This is a genomic window from Stutzerimonas stutzeri, assembly GCF_024448935.1.
Classification (GTDB): domain Bacteria; phylum Pseudomonadota; class Gammaproteobacteria; order Pseudomonadales; family Pseudomonadaceae; genus Stutzerimonas; species Stutzerimonas stutzeri_AO.
Map to the genome: position 1 here is coordinate 11,745 of NZ_JAMOIE010000060.1, position 18,667 is coordinate 30,411.

The 18,667-nt window shown below is 63.8% G+C and carries 17 protein-coding genes and 1 pseudogene; 4 read left to right on the forward strand and 14 right to left on the reverse strand.

Features of this window, described 5'->3' with window-relative positions; all coding sequences use genetic code 11:
- Positions 1-116 precede the first annotated feature (116 nt).
- From NA637_RS16555 to NA637_RS16565, 3 genes are all read right to left on the reverse strand, one after another.
- The gene (locus NA637_RS16555; RefSeq protein WP_256073406.1) at positions 117-2,048 is read right to left on the reverse strand and encodes a hybrid sensor histidine kinase/response regulator; all 1,932 of its coding nucleotides are present in this window, start codon (positions 2,046-2,048) and stop codon (positions 117-119) included.
- 226 nt (positions 2,049-2,274) lie between these two features.
- Positions 2,275-2,523 carry a hypothetical protein gene (locus tag NA637_RS16560; RefSeq protein ID WP_256073407.1) on the reverse strand — a complete coding sequence of 83 codons (249 nt, stop codon included), beginning with the start codon at positions 2,521-2,523 and terminating at the stop codon, positions 2,275-2,277.
- A 266-nt stretch (positions 2,524-2,789) separates the two neighbouring features.
- Positions 2,790-3,689: a LysR family transcriptional regulator gene (locus tag NA637_RS16565; RefSeq protein ID WP_256073408.1), complete on the reverse strand. Its 900-nt coding sequence runs from the start codon at positions 3,687-3,689 to the stop codon at positions 2,790-2,792.
- A 145-nt stretch (positions 3,690-3,834) separates the two neighbouring features.
- Between NA637_RS16565 and NA637_RS16570 the strand changes: the two genes are divergently transcribed.
- The 4 genes from NA637_RS16570 (at position 3,835) to NA637_RS16585 (ending at position 7,964) form a co-directional block, all read left to right on the forward strand.
- Positions 3,835-4,533: a CoA transferase subunit A gene (locus tag NA637_RS16570; protein ID WP_256073409.1), complete on the forward strand. Its 699-nt coding sequence runs from the start codon at positions 3,835-3,837 to the stop codon at positions 4,531-4,533.
- Positions 4,534-4,557: 24 nt separating this feature from the next.
- The gene (locus tag NA637_RS16575) at positions 4,558-5,217 is read left to right on the forward strand and encodes a CoA transferase subunit B (RefSeq protein WP_256073410.1); all 660 of its coding nucleotides are present in this window, start codon (positions 4,558-4,560) and stop codon (positions 5,215-5,217) included.
- Between the two features lie 75 nt (positions 5,218-5,292).
- Positions 5,293-6,474, forward strand: coding sequence for an acetyl-CoA C-acetyltransferase (locus NA637_RS16580; RefSeq protein ID WP_256073411.1), 1,182 nt, complete (start codon positions 5,293-5,295; stop codon positions 6,472-6,474).
- A gap of 152 nt (positions 6,475-6,626) precedes the next feature.
- Positions 6,627-7,964 carry a short-chain fatty acid transporter gene (locus NA637_RS16585; RefSeq protein WP_256073412.1) on the forward strand — a complete coding sequence of 446 codons (1,338 nt, stop codon included), beginning with the start codon at positions 6,627-6,629 and terminating at the stop codon, positions 7,962-7,964.
- A 17-nt stretch (positions 7,965-7,981) separates the two neighbouring features.
- Here the strand turns inward: NA637_RS16585 and NA637_RS16590 are convergent, their stop codons facing one another.
- The 11 genes and pseudogenes from NA637_RS16590 to NA637_RS16640 form a co-directional block, all read right to left on the reverse strand.
- Entirely contained in the window at positions 7,982-8,788 is an 807-nt protein-coding gene (locus NA637_RS16590) for an HpcH/HpaI aldolase/citrate lyase family protein (protein WP_256073413.1), read from the reverse strand.
- Positions 8,789-8,815: 27 nt separating this feature from the next.
- Positions 8,816-10,015: an MFS transporter gene (locus NA637_RS16595; protein ID WP_256073414.1), complete on the reverse strand. Its 1,200-nt coding sequence runs from the start codon at positions 10,013-10,015 to the stop codon at positions 8,816-8,818.
- Positions 10,015-10,779 carry a GntR family transcriptional regulator gene (locus tag NA637_RS16600; RefSeq protein ID WP_256073415.1) on the reverse strand — a complete coding sequence of 255 codons (765 nt, stop codon included), beginning with the start codon at positions 10,777-10,779 and terminating at the stop codon, positions 10,015-10,017. The genes NA637_RS16595 and NA637_RS16600 overlap by 1 nt, the downstream gene beginning before the upstream one ends.
- 1 nt (position 10,780) lies before the next feature.
- Positions 10,781-11,965: a CaiB/BaiF CoA transferase family protein gene (locus tag NA637_RS16605; protein WP_256073416.1), complete on the reverse strand. Its 1,185-nt coding sequence runs from the start codon at positions 11,963-11,965 to the stop codon at positions 10,781-10,783.
- On the reverse strand, positions 11,962-13,113 hold the full coding sequence (locus NA637_RS16610) for an acyl-CoA dehydrogenase family protein (protein ID WP_256073417.1): 1,152 nt from the start codon (positions 13,111-13,113) through the stop codon (positions 11,962-11,964). The genes NA637_RS16605 and NA637_RS16610 overlap by 4 nt, the downstream gene beginning before the upstream one ends.
- Before the next feature lie 25 nt (positions 13,114-13,138).
- A complete protein-coding gene (locus NA637_RS16615) occupies positions 13,139-14,548 on the reverse strand; it encodes an MmgE/PrpD family protein (RefSeq protein ID WP_256073419.1) in 1,410 nt (469 codons plus the stop codon).
- Between the two features lie 10 nt (positions 14,549-14,558).
- Positions 14,559-15,830: a TRAP transporter large permease gene (locus NA637_RS16620; RefSeq protein ID WP_256073420.1), complete on the reverse strand. Its 1,272-nt coding sequence runs from the start codon at positions 15,828-15,830 to the stop codon at positions 14,559-14,561.
- 9 nt (positions 15,831-15,839) lie between these two features.
- Positions 15,840-16,412 carry a TRAP transporter small permease gene (locus NA637_RS16625; RefSeq protein ID WP_256073421.1) on the reverse strand — a complete coding sequence of 191 codons (573 nt, stop codon included), beginning with the start codon at positions 16,410-16,412 and terminating at the stop codon, positions 15,840-15,842.
- Between the two features lie 4 nt (positions 16,413-16,416).
- Positions 16,417-17,418: a TRAP transporter substrate-binding protein DctP gene (gene dctP / locus NA637_RS16630; protein ID WP_256073422.1), complete on the reverse strand. Its 1,002-nt coding sequence runs from the start codon at positions 17,416-17,418 to the stop codon at positions 16,417-16,419.
- A gap of 111 nt (positions 17,419-17,529) precedes the next feature.
- Complete coding sequence (locus NA637_RS16635) at positions 17,530-18,045, reverse strand: MaoC family dehydratase (RefSeq protein WP_256073423.1); 516 nt, start codon at positions 18,043-18,045, stop codon at positions 17,530-17,532.
- Between the two features lie 115 nt (positions 18,046-18,160).
- Positions 18,161-18,567: pseudogene (locus tag NA637_RS16640) on the reverse strand (transposase); the annotation flags it as partial.
- Positions 18,568-18,667 lie beyond the last annotated feature (100 nt).

An 18,667-nucleotide genomic window follows, 5' to 3' on the forward strand; every position in this document is an offset into this window, starting at 1 on the left:
AAATCAGACGCTCGCCGCCAGGCGCTGATTCGGTCACCGCAGTTGCCAGCTGGAGTTGAAGATCAGACGGCTCTCATCGCGTCCTTCGTCGAAGGACTGGCGAGCGGAGCCAGCCGTCAGCGCTGGCTCATGACCGCTGTGATTTTCTCGGCCAAGGCGTCCATGTCGAATGGCTTGCCGAGTCTGGGAAGACTGCTCGCGCGCCCGCCAAGCGTGTCGGCGTAGCCGGTGGCGAGGATAACCGGCAGTTGCGGATACCGCTGCTGAATAAAGTCGGCCAGCTGAGCACCGGTCATCTGCGGCATGGCCTGATCGGTCAATACCAGATCAATTCCTTGTTGCGCCAGTATCTCCAGCGCTTGCTCGGCCGAGTCCGCCTCGATCACCTCGCAGCCAAGCTCTTCGAGCATTGCGGCGGTGGTCATCAGCACCAGCGCGTCGTCGTCCACCGCCAGCACTTTCAGCGCCATAAGGCTCTGCGACTCAGGCGGTTGGACACCTCCTTTTTCCGCCGGCACAGGCAGATTGACCGCAAGCGGCAGCCACAGCTCGGCAGTGGTGCCGCGGCCCTTCTCGCTCTTGAGCAACAGGCGCCCACCCGACTGAGCGGCAAGGCCGTGGACCATCGAGAGCCCAAGCCCCGTGCCCTTGCCGACGCCCTTGGTGGTGAAGAAAGGCTCCATCGCCTGCTCAAGCGTCATTTCGTCCATACCCGTGCCTTCGTCGGTCAGCGCCAGGCATACATAGTCGCCCGACTCCAATGGCCCAGCCTTCGTATCGAACCGGTGTTCGCTTGCGGAGAGGGTGACGGTGCCACCATCGGGCATTGCGTCCCGTGCATTAACCGCGAGATTCAGTAGTGCCAGCTCGACCTGATGGGGATCTGCCAGAATCGGCTTGAGCGAAAGCGGAAACCGCATCTCGATTTCGATCCGAGGGCCGAGCGACTGCCTGAGCAGATCAGCCATGCCACGCACCAGCGCGGACACATCGACCAGCTCGAGATGCAGTTCCTGGCGCCGCGCGAACGCCAGCATGCGCTGGGAAAGTGATATGCCGCGCTGTGCACCCTGAATCGCGTTGTCCAGCAAGGGGACGATTCTCGGGTCGTCGTCAACCCGCCGGCGTACGATCTCCAGCCCACCAAGCACGGCCATGAGCAGGTTGTTGAAGTCGTGGGCGATGCCACCGGTAAGCCGCCCAAGCGACTCCATCTTCTGTGACTGAAACAGCGCCTCGCGCGCCTTTTCCAATTCGCGCTGCGCCTCGACGCTTTCGGTGATATCCCGCGTAACCTTGGCGAAACCGAGCAGAGCGCCAGTATCACTGTGGATCGGATCGACCGCTACGCTTGCCCAGAAGCACGAGCCGTTCTTGCGTACACGCAGGCCCTGACTCACGAACCGCCCTTCCCGCAGTGCCGTATCAAGGCCGCGTTGGGGTGCACCATTTTGCCGGTCCTCTTCGGTAAAGAAGACCGAGTAGTGATGCCCGACAATCTCGTCTGGCAGGTAACCCTTGATGCGTTGGGCGCCCACGTTCCAGTTGGTTACTATGCCTGTCGGGTCGAGCATGTAGATGGCGTAATCGGTAACTCCCTGAACCAGCAAGCGAAACTGTTGTTCGCTCTTTTTCAACGACTCCTCGGCAAGCTTGCGCTCGGTCAGGTCACGAGTAATCTTGGCGAAACCGAGCAAACTGCCGTCAGGCGACCAGATCGGATCGACCACCACGTGGCACCAGAAGCGCGTGCCGTCCTTACGCACGCGCCAACCTTCCCCTTCAAAGCGACCTTCAGTTACCGCTGTATCCAGGGTTTTTTGCGGCATCCCGACAGCACGGTCTTCGTCGGTGTAGAAGCGGGAGAAATGCTGGCCGATGATTTCGGCCTCTTCGTATCCCTTGAAGCGCCTCGCACCCGCGTTCCAACTGGCGATGCTGCCATTGGCGTCGAGCATGTAGATGGCGTAGTCAGTCACAGCATCGACCAGTAGTCGATATCGATCCTGCGCGATCAATGACACGTCCGACAGTGTCACGTCTTGCATGGAATCTCCAAAACCCGATTGATTTAGTCAGGATTATGGTTAGCGAAGTGCTTAAATGAAAGGCTCGTTAAGTTATTGCTTGAAATCCTTCATCGCGCCTCTGCCAGCGAGATTGCCAAGCGGGCACGGCCTGCGGCTGTCAGCGATGCTTGCGCAGGGTATCTGTCGGTAGCTTGCCGAAGGTGCGCCTGTATGTCTCCGAGAAACGACCGAGATGCATGACGCTTTAGTCCATGGCGATCTCGGTGATGTTGCGGGCCTTGGCCGCGGGCTCGCTCAAGCGGCCGTGGATCTGCTCCAGCTTGCAGAAGAATTCAAGCTTGCCGAACGTGCAGTGGCTCAGGCTGGCTTGCGGACTGCCGGTACGTGGCAATTGAATGCAGTGCGCACCAACCTGCTGATTGACGTACTGCGATACGGCGCGGGGATCGGCACGCTCGAACATCCTGCCTTTCGTATTCAGCAGACTATCCATCACAGGGCACTCTTGTCACTTGTCACTTGTCACTTGTCGCTTGTCGCTTGTCGCTTATCTTATAGTATGGATGGCAGCTGCGAAGCGACGCCAGACCTGACGTCACGCCGGACCGGGGCAATGGATGCTCTGTCGGCGTGCGCAGCATATCTATGGCGTGAAGGATAGGAGACTGGATCATGGGCCAACATCTTCAACGTCCGGTAACCGAACGCTTTTTCTCCCGGCTGACAGCCGGACGCCCCGGTTGCCGCGGCTTTCGGCCTTCAGCCGGAGGCGTCCGGATAACCCGTTTCAGCGCGCAAAGTGTCAGCAATCGCCTGCGCTGCCACCGACAGCTCGTGGCCGGGCTTGGTCAGGATGCCGACCGGTTTTTCAATCACGGGGTCACCCAGGGCCACGCAGCGCGCACCAAGCTCGAGCATTTGCGCACGACATAGCGCCGGCACGGCGCTGACACCCAGGCCGCTGGCGACCATACGTCCGACCGTTGCCAACTGATGACTCTCGAACTGCACCGGCAGCTGGCGACCGCGCGGACGCAGATGGTCTTCGAGCATGACGCGCACCGTCGACGGTCGCTGCAAGGTAATGAAGGGATGTTCAAGCAACGCGTTCCAGTTCACTTCGACCTGGCTCGCCAGCACCGAATCGGCCGGCAGCACCGCCACGAAACGGTCGGTGTACAGTGGGGTGAACGTCAGCGGCGTGCTGGGTTCGGGCTCGAAGGCGATGCCGATTTCTACCTGGCGGTCACGGACCATCTCCATCACCTGCTCGTTGATCACGTCATGCACGGTGACACGGATCGAGGGGTAGCGGTCGCGAAAGGTGCGCAGTACGGCTGGCAGCAGATTGCCGGCGAAGGACGGCATCGAGGCCAATGCCACCCTGCCCTGTTGCAAGGTGAAACGCTGGCGCAGCTCGTCTTCGGCGTTGTCCCAGTCGGCGAGCAACCGCCGCGCCAGCGGCAGCAGCGCCTCGCCTTCGGGCGTCAGACTGACGGCCCGCGTGGTACGGCTGAACAGGCGGCCGCCGAGCCCGTCCTCCAGCGCCTTGATGGTCAGGCTCAGCGCCGATTGCGACAGATGCAGGCGTTCGCAGGCCTGGGCGAAGCTCAGGGTGTGGGCCACAGCGAGAAACGCACGGAGTTGTTTGACGGTCATCGAATCGGATCCGGTGCGCACTACAGCGCTTTCTTTGGTTTTATCAATCAATCGCGCTTAAAAATCAACTTAACAAATCCGTCACACAAGGGAACACTCCATCGCAGCTCAGCACAAACAACCCAACAACAAAAAGGAATCGTTTATGGCTGGTTTCGACAAGCGCGTGAATTCCTACGCCGAGGCGCTCGACGGGCTCGAGGACGGCATGACCGTTCTGGCCGGTGGCTTCGGTCTGTGCGGCATTCCCGAGAACCTGATCGCCGAGATCAAGCGCAAGGGCACCCGCGACCTGACCGTGGTTTCCAACAATTGCGGCATCGACGGCTTCGGCCTGGGTGTGCTGCTGGAAGACCGGCAGATCCGCAAGATGATCGCCTCCTACGTGGGCGAAAACGCGCTGTTCGAAAAGCAGTTGCTCAACGGCGAGCTGGAAGTCGAACTGACGCCTCAGGGCACCCTGGCCGAGAAGATGCGCGCAGGCGGCGCCGGCATTCCGGCCTTCTACACCGCAACCGGATACGGCACGCCCATCGCCGAAGGCAAGGACGTGCGTGAATTCAGCGGCCGTCCGCATATTCTCGAGCACGCCATCACCGGCGACTTCGCCATCGTCAAGGGCTGGAAGGCCGACCGCTACGGCAACGTCATCTATCGCCATACCGCGCAGAACTTCAACCCGCTGGCGGCAGCGGCCGGCAAGGTCACGGTGGTCGAGGTGGAGGAGATCGTCGAGCCCGGTGAAATCGACCCCACCCAGATCCACACCCCCGGCATCTACGTCGACCGCATCATCTGCGGCACCTTCGAGAAGCGCATCGAAAAGCGCACCGTCCGCACCTGATCAAAAGAATAAGAGGAATCGACGATGGCACTTTCCCGCGAACAAATGGCCCAGCGCGTCGCCCGTGAACTGCAGGACGGCTTCTACGTGAACCTCGGCATCGGCATCCCGACCCTGGTCGCCAATTACGTGCCCGAGGGCATGGAAGTGATGCTGCAATCGGAGAATGGCCTGCTCGGCATGGGCGCGTTTCCCACAGAAGACGAACTCGATGCCGACATGATCAATGCCGGCAAACAGACCGTCACCGCACGCGTCGGCGCCTCCATTTTCAACTCCGCCGAATCCTTTGCAATGATCCGCGGCGGGCACATCGACCTCACCGTGCTCGGCGCCTTCGAGGTTGACGTACAGGGCAACATCGCGTCCTGGATGATCCCCGGCAAGCTGGTCAAGGGCATGGGCGGCGCCATGGACCTGGTCGCCGGCGCCGAAAACATCATCGTGCTGATGACGCACGCCTCCAAGGATGGCGAGTCCAAGTTGCTGCCCAAGTGCACGCTGCCGCTGACCGGCGCCGGCTGCATCAAGCGCGTGCTGACCGATCTGGCCTACCTGGAGATCGACAACGGTGCCTTCATCCTCAAGGAGCGCGCGCCCGGCGTGAGTGTCGAGGAAATCGTTGCCAAGACCGCCGGTGAACTGGTGGTACCGGACCATGTACCGGAAATGCAGTTCGCCTGACCCGCATTGCTCGAAAGCCTCATGATGCGCACGATGCATGCGGGGCTTTTCCCGTTTCGGATAGGAGACTCTTTTATGCAAGACGTCGTTATCGTCGCCGCCACCCGTACCGCCATCGGCTCGTTCCAGGGCGCATTGGCCAACATCGCCGCGCCTGATCTGGGCGCTGCCGTGATCAAGCGTCTGCTCGCACAGACCGGACTGAACCCCGCCGATGTCGATGAAGTCATTCTCGGCCAGGTCCTGACCGCCGGTGCCGGCCAGAACCCGGCCCGTCAGGCCTCGATCAAGGCCGGCCTGCCCCATGCCGTGCCGTCCTTCACCCTGAACAAGGTCTGCGGCTCGGGCCTCAAGGCCCTGCATCTGGCGACGCAGGCGATTCGTTGTGGTGACGCCGAAGTCATCATTGCCGGCGGCCAGGAAAACATGAGCCTGGCGCCCTACGTGCTGCCCAAGGCCCGCACCGGGTTGCGCATGGGCCACGCCGAGCTGGTCGACTCGATGATCAGCGATGGCCTCTGGGATGCCTTCAACGATTTCCACATGGGCATCACCGCCGAGAACCTGGTCGACAAGTACGGGATCAGCCGCGAAGCCCAGGATGCCTTCGCCGCGTCATCGCAGCAGAAGGCTGTCGCGGCCATCGAGGCCGGGCGGTTCAAGGACGAGATCACGCCCATCGAGATTCCCCAGCGCAAAGGCGAGCCGCTGCGTTTCGACACCGACGAGCAGCCCCGTGCCGGCACCACCGCCGAGGCACTGGCCAAACTCAAGCCGGCGTTCAGGAAGGATGGCTCGGTTACCGCCGGCAATGCCTCCAGCCTCAACGATGGCGCCGCCGCGGTACTGCTGATGAGCGCAGACAAGGCCAAGGCCCTCGGTTTGCCAGTGCTGGCGACGATCAAGGCGTACGCCAATGCTGGCGTCGACCCGGCGATCATGGGCATCGCGCCGGTATCGGCGACCCGCCGCTGTTTGGACAAGGCGGGCTGGTCACTGGATCAGCTGGACCTGATCGAAGCCAACGAGGCCTTTGCCGCCCAAGCATTGTCGGTCGGCCAGGAACTTGGCTGGAATGCCGAGCAAGTCAACGTCAACGGCGGCGCGATTGCGCTGGGGCATCCCATCGGCGCGTCGGGCTGCCGCGTGCTGGTCACGCTGCTACACGAAATGATCCGCCGCGATGCCAAGAAAGGCCTCGCCACCCTGTGCATCGGTGGCGGACAAGGCGTTGCCCTGGCCATCGAACGCACCTGAAACGGCTCACGCCAATTCATAGAGGAGAATCAGCGCGGTTCAGTCAGCGAGCAACCGCCTCGACGTATCGAACAAACCGCGGCGCACGCCATGCACGTGCGCCGCCTATAAAGCCGCCTATAAAAAAGAAAAACAACACAGGACCAACGACCATGCTCAGCTCCGTTACCGCCTTGAGCGTCAAGCTCATTCAGCGATACCTACCCTCACCCTTCGTTTTTGCGATTCTCCTCAGCCTCATCGTGCTCGCCGCGAGCATGCTCGTCACCGGCCAGGGCCTGCCTTCAATGGCGAAACACTGGGGCACCGGCTTCTGGAACCTGCTCACCTTCGCCATGCAAATGGCGCTGATTCTGGTCACGGGTCATGCCCTGGCCAGCGCACCGGCCATCCATCGACTATTGGCCGGTCTTGCGCGCGCTGCCCGCACACCAGGGCGCGCCGTGGTGATGGTGACCCTGGTCGCACTGGCGGGCTCCTGGATCAACTGGGGCTTCGGTCTGGTGATCGGCGCGGTCTTCGCTCGAGCCCTGGCCCGTGAAGTAAAGGGTGTCGACTATCCTCTGCTGGTCGCGGCGGCCTATTCGGGCTTCCTGATCTGGCACGGCGGCCTGTCCGGCTCCATCCCATTGTCGTTGGCTACCGGGGGAGCGGACCTTGAGCGCATGACTGGCGGCGTGGTCACCGCAGCCATTGGCGTCGGCGACACGCTGTTCACCCCCATGAACCTGACCATCATTGCGCTGCTGGTAATCGGCCTGCCGATCCTCAATTGGGCCATGCATCCAAAGGCCCCCAAGGTCGCCGATCCGGCATTGCTGCTGGATCCGGAACATGAACCGCTGCCGCGCAACACGCTGGCGCAGCGCATGGACGATAGCCGAATCCTTAACCTGATCATCGTCGCGCTGGGTGTGGTGTATTTCGGCTACTATTTTGCCGAGAACGGCTTCGCCCTGACGCTGAACATCGTCATCGGCCTGTTCCTGTTCATTGGTCTGGCGCTGCACGGCTCGCCGGAGCGTTATATGCGAGCGGTGCAGGATGGAATTGGCGGCATCAGTGGCATCGTCATCCAGTTCCCCTTCTATGCCGGCATCATGGGCATGATGGTGGGCGCCAACGCTGACGGCGTTTCCCTGGGCAAGCAGGTCACCGACACCTTCATCGCCTGGTCGTCGGCCGATACCTTCCCGGTGCTGGCCTTTCTCAGCGCCGGCCTGGTCAACGTATTCGTACCCTCCGGTGGCGGCCAGTGGGCCGTCCAGGGGCCGATCATGCTGCCAGCCGGTCAGGCGCTCGGCGTGAGCCCGGCAGTCACCGCCATGGCCATCGCCTGGGGTGACGCCTGGACCAACATGATCCAGCCATTCTGGGCGTTGCCGATTCTCGGCATCGTCGGCCTCGGAGCCCGCGACATCATGGGCTACTGCCTGCTGATGCTGGTGTATTCGGGGCTGGTGATCGCCGGCTGCTTCTACTTTTTCTGATCGCCCGGGCGCGCCGCTCAGGCGGCGGCCGCCCCTTCGAGAATCCGCTGCGCGCGCAGGATCACCGGCAGGTCGATCAGCTTGCCGTCGAGGCTGACCGCGCCGACGCCGGGGTTGGCCTCCACCGCCGCCATCACCGCCCGCGCCCAGGCCGTTTCCTCCGCCGACGGCAGGAAGCCCTGGTTGACCGGTCCGACCTGGCGTGGGTGCACGCAGAGCTTGCCGCCAAATCCCATGCGCCTCGCATCGAGCACATCGGCCTCGAGCCACGCGAGGTCATCCAACTGCACGGTCACGCCATCGACCGGTGCGCCGATACCCGCCATCGCCGAGGCGAGAACCAGGCGCGAACGGGCGTACAGCAGCTCGTTTCCGTCGCCAACGATCCCGGCATCCGCCTGGAAATCGACCGAGCCGAACGCCAACCGGTCGACCTTCGGCGCCGCCGCGAGCTCGGCCGCATTCCAGATGCCGCGCGCGGTCTCGACGATCGGCAACATGCGTAGCGGCGCGGGCAGCCGTTCGGCGAGCCGGTTCAGCTGCTCCGCCGTTTCCGCCTTGGGCAGCGACACGCCGAGCAAGCCCGGCGCGTCGAGCAGGCTGCAGTCATCCTCGAACCAGAGCGTATCCGTGCCATTCAGACGCACCCAGGCACGGCCGCCTTGGGTCAGCCAGTCGCGAATGGCCTCGCGCGCCTGCGCCTTGCGCTCGGGCGCGACCGCGTCCTCTAGATCGAGGATCACCACGTCGGCACCGCTGGCGCACGCTTTGTCGAAGCGCTCGGGACGCTCTCCGGGAACGAACAGATAGGATCGTGCGGACATGCTTCCTCCGTGGTGGTACGGGTCGGATCAGGCCGAGCCGGTAGTCGGTGCCGGGCGCCGGGCGAAGTGACCAAGCAGCAGGCCGGTCGCCAGCAGCAGTGCGCCGAAGGTGGCGTAGCCGCTCGCCAGCGAACCGCTCGCCTCGGCGATCAGGGCGAACAGCGGCGGGCCGGCGACTACGCCGAAGTAGGTGAAGAACAGCGTGCCGCCGGTGTACAGGCCGGCGGTGCCGGGCGGCGCCAGGCGGGCGACCTCGGCGAGGTAGACGCCGTTCCAGCCGATCGCGGTGGCGCCGAAGGAGGCGCTAACGACCATCACCGCCAGCAGCGGCCAGTCCGGGTCGAAGGCGGCGGTCAGCGCGGCGGCAGCCGCCATTGCCAGGGCCAGCAGCGGTAGCAGCCGGCGCGGCGCCAGCCAGCGGTCGGCGATCCAGCCCCACAGCAGGCGCCCACCGACGCCGGCGCCCTGGGTCACGGCGAGCACCATACCGGCGGCGGTAAGCGCCAGGCCGTATTCGTGGGTCAGGTAGGTGACTAGGTAGGTGGTCAGGCACAGCTGCATGGCGCTGAAGAAGAACGAGCACAGCGCCAGATCGCGAATGGAGCGGTGGGCGAATACCCGCTTCAGCGGCTGCAATGGGTTGCTCCGGACCCGGTGCTCAGCCTGGCGATCATCGTCGAGGGCGGCGCGGCACGGCTGTGCCAGTACCAGCATGACCGCGCAGGCCAGCGCCACCACGCCGGCGGCGCCCTGCCAACTGGTGGTTTCCACCAGACTCGGCACCAGCGCCCCGGCCAGCACGCCGCCCAGCGGGACGCCGGTCTGCTTCAGCGAGAACATGAAGCCCATCAGGTGCGCGGGTGTGGTTCGCACAAGGATATGCGAGCTCGCCGGGGTTACCGGGCCATAGCCGGCGCCGATGAGCAAGGCGCTCAGGGCCATCCCGGTCAGAGTGCCGCTGGCAGCGCAGGCCAGCCCGATGGAACATAGCAACAGGCAGATCTGGCTGACGCGAATGGCACCATAGCGTACCACCCAGGCGCCGCTGAACAGGCTGGTAAGCATGGCGCCGAAATAGATCAGGGCCACGAAGACGCCGACCACCGCCGCCGGCACGCCCAGATCGGCGGCTGCCGCCGGTGCCAGCACCGGCACGGTGAAGGAGGCCATGGAGGCCAGCGCCTGGATCGCCAGGGTCACGACCAGCGGAAGGAAGCCTCCCCCCATCAGGCTTCTCCCTGGAAACGCAGGTGCTGGGTGACCGAGTAGCTGAAGCGCGAGCCCGGATGCAGGTTCACTGCGACCTCGAGCAGATCCTGATTGGCACCGAAGTACTTGCGTACCACCAGCAGTCCGGCGGAACCGGGTTCGACCTCCAGCACCCGCGCGTCGCGCTCGCCGATGTTCACCGCGCTGAGCTGCTGGCTGACCTGCACCACGTGCAGGCCGTAGCGCCGTTCGATGAGCGTGTAGATCGGCTCGCTGCCGTCGCCGAGGTCTTCAGCCACGCCGCGGTAGGCGCGGTTGATGTAGACGTCGGTGCGCGCCAGCGGCTCCGTGTCGCCCTCGCGGTGACGCAGGCCGCTGACGTGCAGCCAGCTCTGCCCGGGCTTGGCTTCGAGCAGTTCGGCCAGCGCCGCGTCGAGGATGACGTCGTCGATCGAGCTGATCTCCAGCCGAACGTCGCGCACGTACTGATGCAGGTCGGCGATTCTTTCGCTGGCCTGCACGTAACGCGAGGCCACCTGGGTCGCCTTGACCCGTGTGCCCACGCCCTGCTGACGGCTGATCAGCCCCAATTCGTTCAAGCGGCGGATCGCCTCCCTGACCGTATGCCGGCTGACGCTGAACTGCTCGCACAGCTCGTGCTCGGTCGGCAGCAAACTGCCCAGCGGATAACGCCCGGCCTTAATGTCGTCGACCAGTGCCTGGGCGAGAACGAGGTAGCGCGGTTGCCCACCGGACAGCAGGGAAGGCAGACCCTGGCTCATATCATTTGACTCCTGTAAGAGGTTTGAAGCGCTCCTTGGCGCGGCCCAACTCGGCAAGCAGCGCTTCGGTGTCGGCACCGAGCCGGGGCGCGGGTTTTGTAGGTAGCGCCTCGCCGGGGCAGCGAATTGGACAGGCCACGGTCCTGACCGGGCCACGCACCGGATGTTGCATCTCGACGATCAGCCCCTGCTCCCTGGCGAAGGAACTCTCCAGCGCCTGGGCGACATTATTGACCGGCGCCGCCGGCACCTGGCCACCGAAGTGCTCCAGCCATTGCTCGGTGCTGGCTGTCATCAGCACGGTATCGAGCTCTTCGGTCAACTGCTCGCGATTGGCCAGGCGCGCCTTGAAGTCGCAATAGCGCGGATCGGTTGCCCATTCCGGTTTGCCGATCAGGTTCGCCAGCACGGGCCAGAATTTCTCCTTGTTGCACATCAGGAAGATCCAGCCATCGGCGGTACGGTACAGCTGACTTGGCGTCAGTGAGGGGTGTGCCGAGCGAGGCGCCCGTTCGGTCATCACGCCCTCGTTGAGGTACCAGGTCGCCAGGTAGCTGAGGTTGTGCATCGCGACATCATAAAGGCTTACGTCGATATCTCGCCCGACGCCAGTGGCACGCGCACCGACCAGTGCCGAAACCAACGCCAGCGCCGCCGTAGTACCGGTCATCATGTCGATGATCGAAATACCGAAGCGCGTCGGTGGGCCGCCGGGCTCCCCGGTAAGCGACAGGTAGCCTGCCTCGGCCTGCATCAGATAGTCATATCCCGGCCACGACTTGCGCGAGCCCTCGCGGCCATAGGCCGACAGGTGCGCGCAGACGAGCTTGGGATTGTGCTCTTTCAGCTGCTCGTAAGTCAGCCCCAGCTTGGCCGGCAGGTCGCCGCGCAGGTTGTCGAACAGCGCGTCGGCGTCCTTGATGAGGTCGATCAGCACGTCCTTGTCGTGCGGGTTCTTCAGGTCAAGTGCGATGCTCTTCTTGTTGCGGTTGAACGACTGGTAGAAGTGGCTATCGCCCTTCTCGAAGAAATAAGGACCGACACTGCGACCGACCTCCCCGCCCTCCGCCGGGTTTTCCACCTTGATCACCTCGGCGCCGAGGTCGGCCAGATGCTGGGTGCCGAAAGGCCCGGCCCCGTACTGTTCGACGGCCACGATGCGCACACCTTCGAGGGGTAATGTCATACCGGACTCCTCTGGATCAGCTGTTTGGCGATGATGATGCGCTGCATTTCGTTGGTGCCTTCACCGATGGTCAGCAGTGGCGCGTCGCGGTACAGCCGCTCGACGTTGTATTCCTTGGAATAGCCATAGCCGCCATGGATACGCAGGGCGTCGGTAGCGTTGCGCAACGCCGCCTCGGTGGCGAAATACTTGGCCATGCCGGCCTCCATATCGCAACGCTCGCCCTTGTCGAACGCCTGCGCGGCAGACTCGACCAGCAGGCGCGAGGCCTCGACCCGAGTGGCCATTTCGCCCAGCATCAGCTGGATCGCCTGGTGTTCGCAGATCGGTTTACCGAAGGTTTTGCGGATCTGCGCGTAGGCGGCCGATTCCTCCAGTGCCGCGCGGGCCACGCCGACGCCGCGGGCGGCGACGTTGATGCGGCCGAGTTCGAGGCCCGAGAGCACCTGCTTGAGGCCGACGCCCTCGACCCCGCCGATCAGGCAGTCGACCGGCACCCGGTAGTCCTGGAACGCCAGCTCGCAGGTGTCGATGCCGCGGTAGCCGAGCTTCTCCAGCTTGCGCGCGACGGTGAAGCCAGGGCCCTTCTCGGCGATCAGCAGGCTCATGCCCCTGTGCCGCGGCTCGGCGTTGGGATCGGTCTTGACCAGCAGCGCTAGGCAGTTGCCGTACAGGCTGTTGGTGATCCAGGTCTTGGCCCCGTTGACCACGTAGTGGTCGCCGTCGCGGCGGGCCACGGTACGGATGGCCTGCAGATCAGTACCGGCGTCCGGCTCGGTGAGCCCTACTCCGCCGCGCAGCTCGCCGGCGGCCATGCGCGGCAGGAAGCGGGCCTTCTGTGCGTCGGTGCCGTGACGCTGAATCGCCGAGGCCATGATCAAGTGGGAGTTGATGATGCCGGACAGCGACATCCAGGTCCGCGAAATGCGCTCGACGACTTTGGCATAGGTGGATGTGCTCAGCCCCAGTCCGCCGTATTCCGGGGCGATGACGCAGCCGAACAGGCCCAGTTCCTTCATCTTTTCGACGATCTCTTCAGGGTAGATGTCGTCGTGCTCGAGCCGGTGCACGTGCGGCTGGACCTCGGTTTCCAGGAACCGGTCCAGAGCAGCCAGAATCATTCCTTCTTGTTCGTTGTAATCGTTCATCTGTTCGCTTTCCTTGAAAGGTGGGTCAGGCACGTGCCGCCAGGGCGCGGGAAAGTTCCCGGGCCGGGGCCTCGTCGAGCTGCAGGACGGCCTGGAGCACGTTGTCGGCGCGTTGGTTGGCGGCGACCAGCGCGAGGTTTTCACGGAACTTGGCAATGATGTCCGCGTTGCTCAGCGGACGGTCGCAGCCGCCGCGGTTGATCGCTTCGCGGTGGCGCAACACCGTGCCGTCGCGCATCGTCACGATCACCTCGCCGGTGTAGTGGCGCGGGAAGGTCGAATCCGGGTCGGCGGCGTACTCCACCAGGCCGGCGACGCGCAGCACCACCTTGTCGCCGATGGCCGCCGGATCGATCTCGGCCAGCCCGAAGCGCCCGCGCACCAGCCCGCTGGCCACCGCGTAGGGGATGCTGAACTGGGCGTCGTAGGTGTTCTGTGGCTGGCGCTTGTACTGCTCGGGCTCGCACACCGTCTTGATCACCCCGGCCGGCACCAGCGCCTTGATGTGGGCGATCTGCTGCGGATCGAAACCGGGCTGCTGGCGGATCAGCACCGCGGCGTCGGCGCAGGCATGAGTGAAGTGGCAGGCCGGCAGCGGCTTGACCGAGACGTTTTCGATTTCCCACGCCTCGCCCAAGCCCTGGGTGGCGAGGGCGTAGTCGCAGTTCTCCTCCAGTGGCCCGAGGTGGCTCTTGAACAGGCCGAAGCGCCCCTCGTAGACCGCTTTCGGCCCGATGAAGCCGTGCCGCGCCAAGGTCGCCGAGGTGATCCCGGCAACGCCGGCCCAACCCGGGTGCATGCGTTTGGTCCAGGCGCCGTCCTGGAGGAATTCCATGCTGCCACTGGCGGTGCTCAGCGCGATGCCCTGGGCCATTGCCAGTTGCGCGGCATTCTGCCCCTGCAGGCGACCGGCGATCAGGGTGCAGGCGAAGGCGCCGACCAGCCCGGTCGGGTGGAAGCCGATCTGGTGGAAGCCGCCCTTGGCCACCGCGCCCAGCCGGGTGCCGATCTCCATGCCCAGCACGTAGGCGGTCAGCAGTTCGCGGCCGCTCAGGCCGAGCTGGGCGGCGACGCCGAGGGCGGTCGGCAGGCAGCTGGCGGTGGCGTGGATGATGCCCGGGCCGTGGGTGTCGTCGAAATCCAGGCCGTGGACCAGGATGCCGTTCATCAGCACGGCGTCGCGCAGGCTCAGCTTGGCGGAGAGGCCGATGACGTCGCTGTCGCCCTGCCCCAGCTCGGCGACCGCGGCCAGCGAGCGGTGGGCGAAGTCGTAGTGGGTCGAGGCGTGGGCGATGCCGATGCCGTCGAGCATCAGGTGCCTGGCGCGTTCGCGGATCTCTTCGGGGATGTCCTCGTAACGCAGGTTGGCGGCGAATTCGGCGAGCGCGCCGGCAATGAGTTGCGTGGCGTTGGAGGTGTCCAGTGCGATATTCATGGCGTTTTCCTCAGCTGATAAGCGTGAGTGAGATGGCGGGAACGAAGGTGATCAGCGTCAGGCCGATCATCCGGACCAGGTAGAAAGGCAGTACGCCACGGGCGACCTCGTGCACCGGCTGCTTGGTGATGCCGCTCATGACGAACAGGTTGAGCCCGATCGGCGGGGTAAGCGTGGCGATCTCCACGTTGGCGACCATGATCACGGCGAAGTGCATGGGGTTGATGCCCAGGTGGGTGGCCACCGGGAACAGCAGCGGCGCGGTGAGCACGATCATCGCCACGCCGTCGAGAAACATCCCCAGCACCAGCAACAGCAGGTTGGCCAGCAGCAGGAACTGCCAGGGCTGGATGTCCATGTCGGTGATGAAGGACACCAGGCTGGCCGACACCCCCATGCGTGCCAGGGCAAAGCCGACCAGGCTACCGCCCATCACCACGGCGAAGATCATGGTGGTTTGCAGCAGCGAATCCTTGGCCACCTCCCAGACGCCACCGACCGTGACACTGCGATACACCAGCAGGCACAGCACCACCGCGTAGGCGGCGGCGAAGGCGGACACCTCGGTGGGGGTCAAATAGCCGGTGTAGATGCTGCCGAGGATCAGCACCGGCATCATCAACGCGGCTCCGGCGCCTGGCAGTTTGCGCGAGAAGGCACCCCAGTCGGCTTTCTGCACCACGCCGCCATAGCCGCCGCGCCGGGAAAAGACGATCACCGCCAGCATCAACAGCGCCGCTTCCATCAGTCCTGGAAACACGCCGGCGATGAACAGCTGGTCGACCGGTAGACCGACAATCGAACCGATGAGAATGAAGCCGAGCGATGGCGGAATCATCAACCCGAGCGTGCCGCCTACCGCGACGATCGCAGCGGAAAAACGTGGCGGATAATTTTCCCGGTCCAACCCGCTAACCGTCGAGGCACCAATGGCCGCCGCCGAACCGACGCTGGAGCCGGAAACCGCGGCAAAAAACACACTGGAGATCATCGCCGTCAGCGCCAGCCCGCCCCGTACCGCGCGGACTACGCTGCCGACCAGCTGGATCAGCAGCTCGGCGATGTTGCCCTTCATCATCAGGTTGCCGGCGAGCACGAACATCGGGATCGCCATCAACGGGTAGCTGTTGACCGACTTGAACGCGGTCTGCGCGATCACCGTGGTCGGGACGCCGGCGGCGAACAGGATCAGCCCGGTGGTCACCAGCCCGAGCGCCACCGCCACGTGGGTGCCGATGGCCAGGAACAGCAGCATCGTCACCAGAGCAAGCACAATCAGCATGGCGCTCTCCTAGAGGGGCGAACCCTCGGCCTTTTCGGGATTGGAGAAGGGGTCCTCGCCGCGCCAGGCGCGCACCGTGCAACCGAGGTAGTAGGTCAGGTACAGCAGCGCCCCCAGCGGCATGATGAGGAACAGCAGCCACACCGGCAGGTCGAGGTTCGACTCGGTCATCATTCCCATCGTGTAGTAGCGCTGGACCTGCGGCAGCGAGGCGTAGAACAGCAGGCCGCAGAAGGCCACCCCTACCAGGCTGGCGAGCAGATGGCAGGTCTTGCGCAGGCGTGGGCCGAGGTGGTCGACCAGCAACTCGGTGCGGATGTGGTGCCCGGCGCGCCCGGTGACCCCGAGGGTGAGGAAGAACGCCCAGACCATCAGGTAGCGCACACTTTCCTCGGCCCAGAACCAGCTGCGATCAAATGCCGCTCGCGACACCCCCTCGAACAGCATCACTGCAATGGAAACGAGGAACACGCAAGTGGCGATACTGTGCAGCAATTGTCCGCCGGAAAGACCCAGACGCCCGCTTGCCGTCCGCCGCGCATCACGCTGGCGCAGCGATGCATGGGCCTTATTGGTCTGCATGAGTTCAATCCCCATTGGTGCAGCTCTGAGCGATTGCGTCGACCTTCGGCTGGACCTCTGGGTAGCGTTCGGAGAAGCGTTCAATATTGCCGGCCGACAGCGCTTTCCAGCGTTCGATGTCCTCAGTCGAAGCGGTGTGGAACTGGGCTCCACCCTTGACCATCTTGTCGATCAGCTCCTGGTCCTCGATCGCCACCTCCTGCCACTGCCGGGGAATGATCTCGGCGAACGCCACCTCGATCGCGGTCTGTTGATCTTCTGGCAGGCCCTCGAACCAGCCACGATCGACCACCACCGCGTAGGTGCTCATCGACAGATTCGGCACGTAGTAGGCATACTTGCCGGTCGCGCCGATCATCTCCGCCCAACCAGCCGCCGAGGTGAACACGCCATCGATCGCGCCCTGGGCCAGCGCTGTGCTCATCTCCGAGGCGGCCATCGACACCGGGCTGGCATCGACGCTGCGGATGGTGTCGAGGAATACCCGGCCGCCGGTGACGCGGATCTTGCTGCCCTTGAGGTCCTCGAGCTTCTGCACGTTGCGGTCGCTGAAGATGAAGAACAGGTCGGCGGTGCGCAGCAGCCCGAGGATCTTCAGCTGGCGCGGCTCGACGTAGGACGACAGCAGCTCGGTAAGGCCGTCGGCGTAGCACTGGTTGGCCATGCGCTCGGCGTCGAGGGCGAACGGCAGGTTGATGACACCGACCCGCGGATCGATGGATTCGACCCGCACCGACACCGGCCAGACCATGTGCACCGCCCCGGTGCCTAGTGCGGCGAGCGCATCCTGGTCGTTATACAACTGGCCCGCGGGGAAAATCTTGACGTCGAGTTCTCCGCCAGTGCCCTTGTCCACCGCCTCGGCGAACTCCTTCATGTAGCGGGTTTTCCAGTGGCTGGCCGCTACTTCGCTTGGCAAAACCAGTTCTTCGGCGAACAGGTGCGGGGGTAGCAACGACAGGGAGCAACATGCGACCGTAGCCGCGAGAATGCGCTTGAGCTTCATCAGAGGTATCTCCTCGAAATTGTTTTTGTTGAGGATGTTCGTGTAGCTACAGCGTTTACTTGCCTGGGCGACGGACGGCTGACGGCTGCCGGCTGCCGGCCAATGGCGAGCTCAGTAATTGGCCGCCTCGTCGAGGGTGTTGCCCTCGCGCTTCTGGATGAGCGCGGTGCGCTCGAAGATCATGAACACCGTCCCGTCGGCTTTCTTGCCCGTGGTTCTGACCTGGACGATGCCCTGATTCGGTCGTGAACGAGATTCTCGCTTGTCCAGCACTTCGGACTCGGCGTAGATGGTGTCGCCAGAGAACACCGGCGCGGTGAGCTTGATAGCGGTCCAGCCAAGATTGGCGATCGCCTTGCCGCTGACATCCGGCACGGTCATACCGAGCACGATCGCAACCGTCAGACCGCTGTTGACCAACAACCGGCCGAACTCGCTCTTTTCGGCGTAGGCCAGGTCGCAATGCATTGGGTGGTAGTTCATGGTCAGCAGTGAGAAATGTATGTTGTCGGCATCGGTCAGCGTCCGGCCCGGACGATGCTCGTACACATCACCGACCTGAAAATCCTCGTAATACCGGCCGATCTGCCCACGATAACGGTTCTCCCCTACTTGCTTGACGCCCATGGAGGCGCTCCTCTTCTTGTTTGCTTTGTATGGATGTCAGGTTGTCCGTACAAACTATGGTAGAAAAATACCAAACCGTCAACCCGAAAAAAGGGCTGGCGCCGCAATGGTCCAGCGCCTTGTAGTCAATATTTTCATACAGCCGCACACCTGCTGTGCCTGTGCCGTGGGCGTAGTCGAGTCGGGATTGGCGCAACGCCCGCGCCTTGTTGACTTGTTGAGCAGTGGCTCGGCCTTGGGGGACAAGACCGGGTTGCCGGCTAGGCCGAAGCTGAAGTCGAGTTGTTCATCCAATTCGCACAGAGCCATCAGTTCGGGATTGGCGAAGTGCCGGTCACCGCGCAGGACGATGTGAGTGTGCGGCCAGGCTCGGCGCAGCAGGCGCAACACGCGCCCGACGATGGCGGCGGCGCGCTCTCGCCCCGTGGGCCGCTTGCCCGGGCGCAGCGTGGCGCTGATGGGTTTGCCCGACAGCCCCTCGAAGAGTAATGGCGGCAGGTAGCAATGGCTTTGGTAATGATGGCACGGGGTCACCATCTAACCGGACTGACGTCGTATACTGCTGCGATGGACTATCCGCTCATGGCAGGTTCAGTTCTTCGTTACTCCAGTTTCGAGCAAC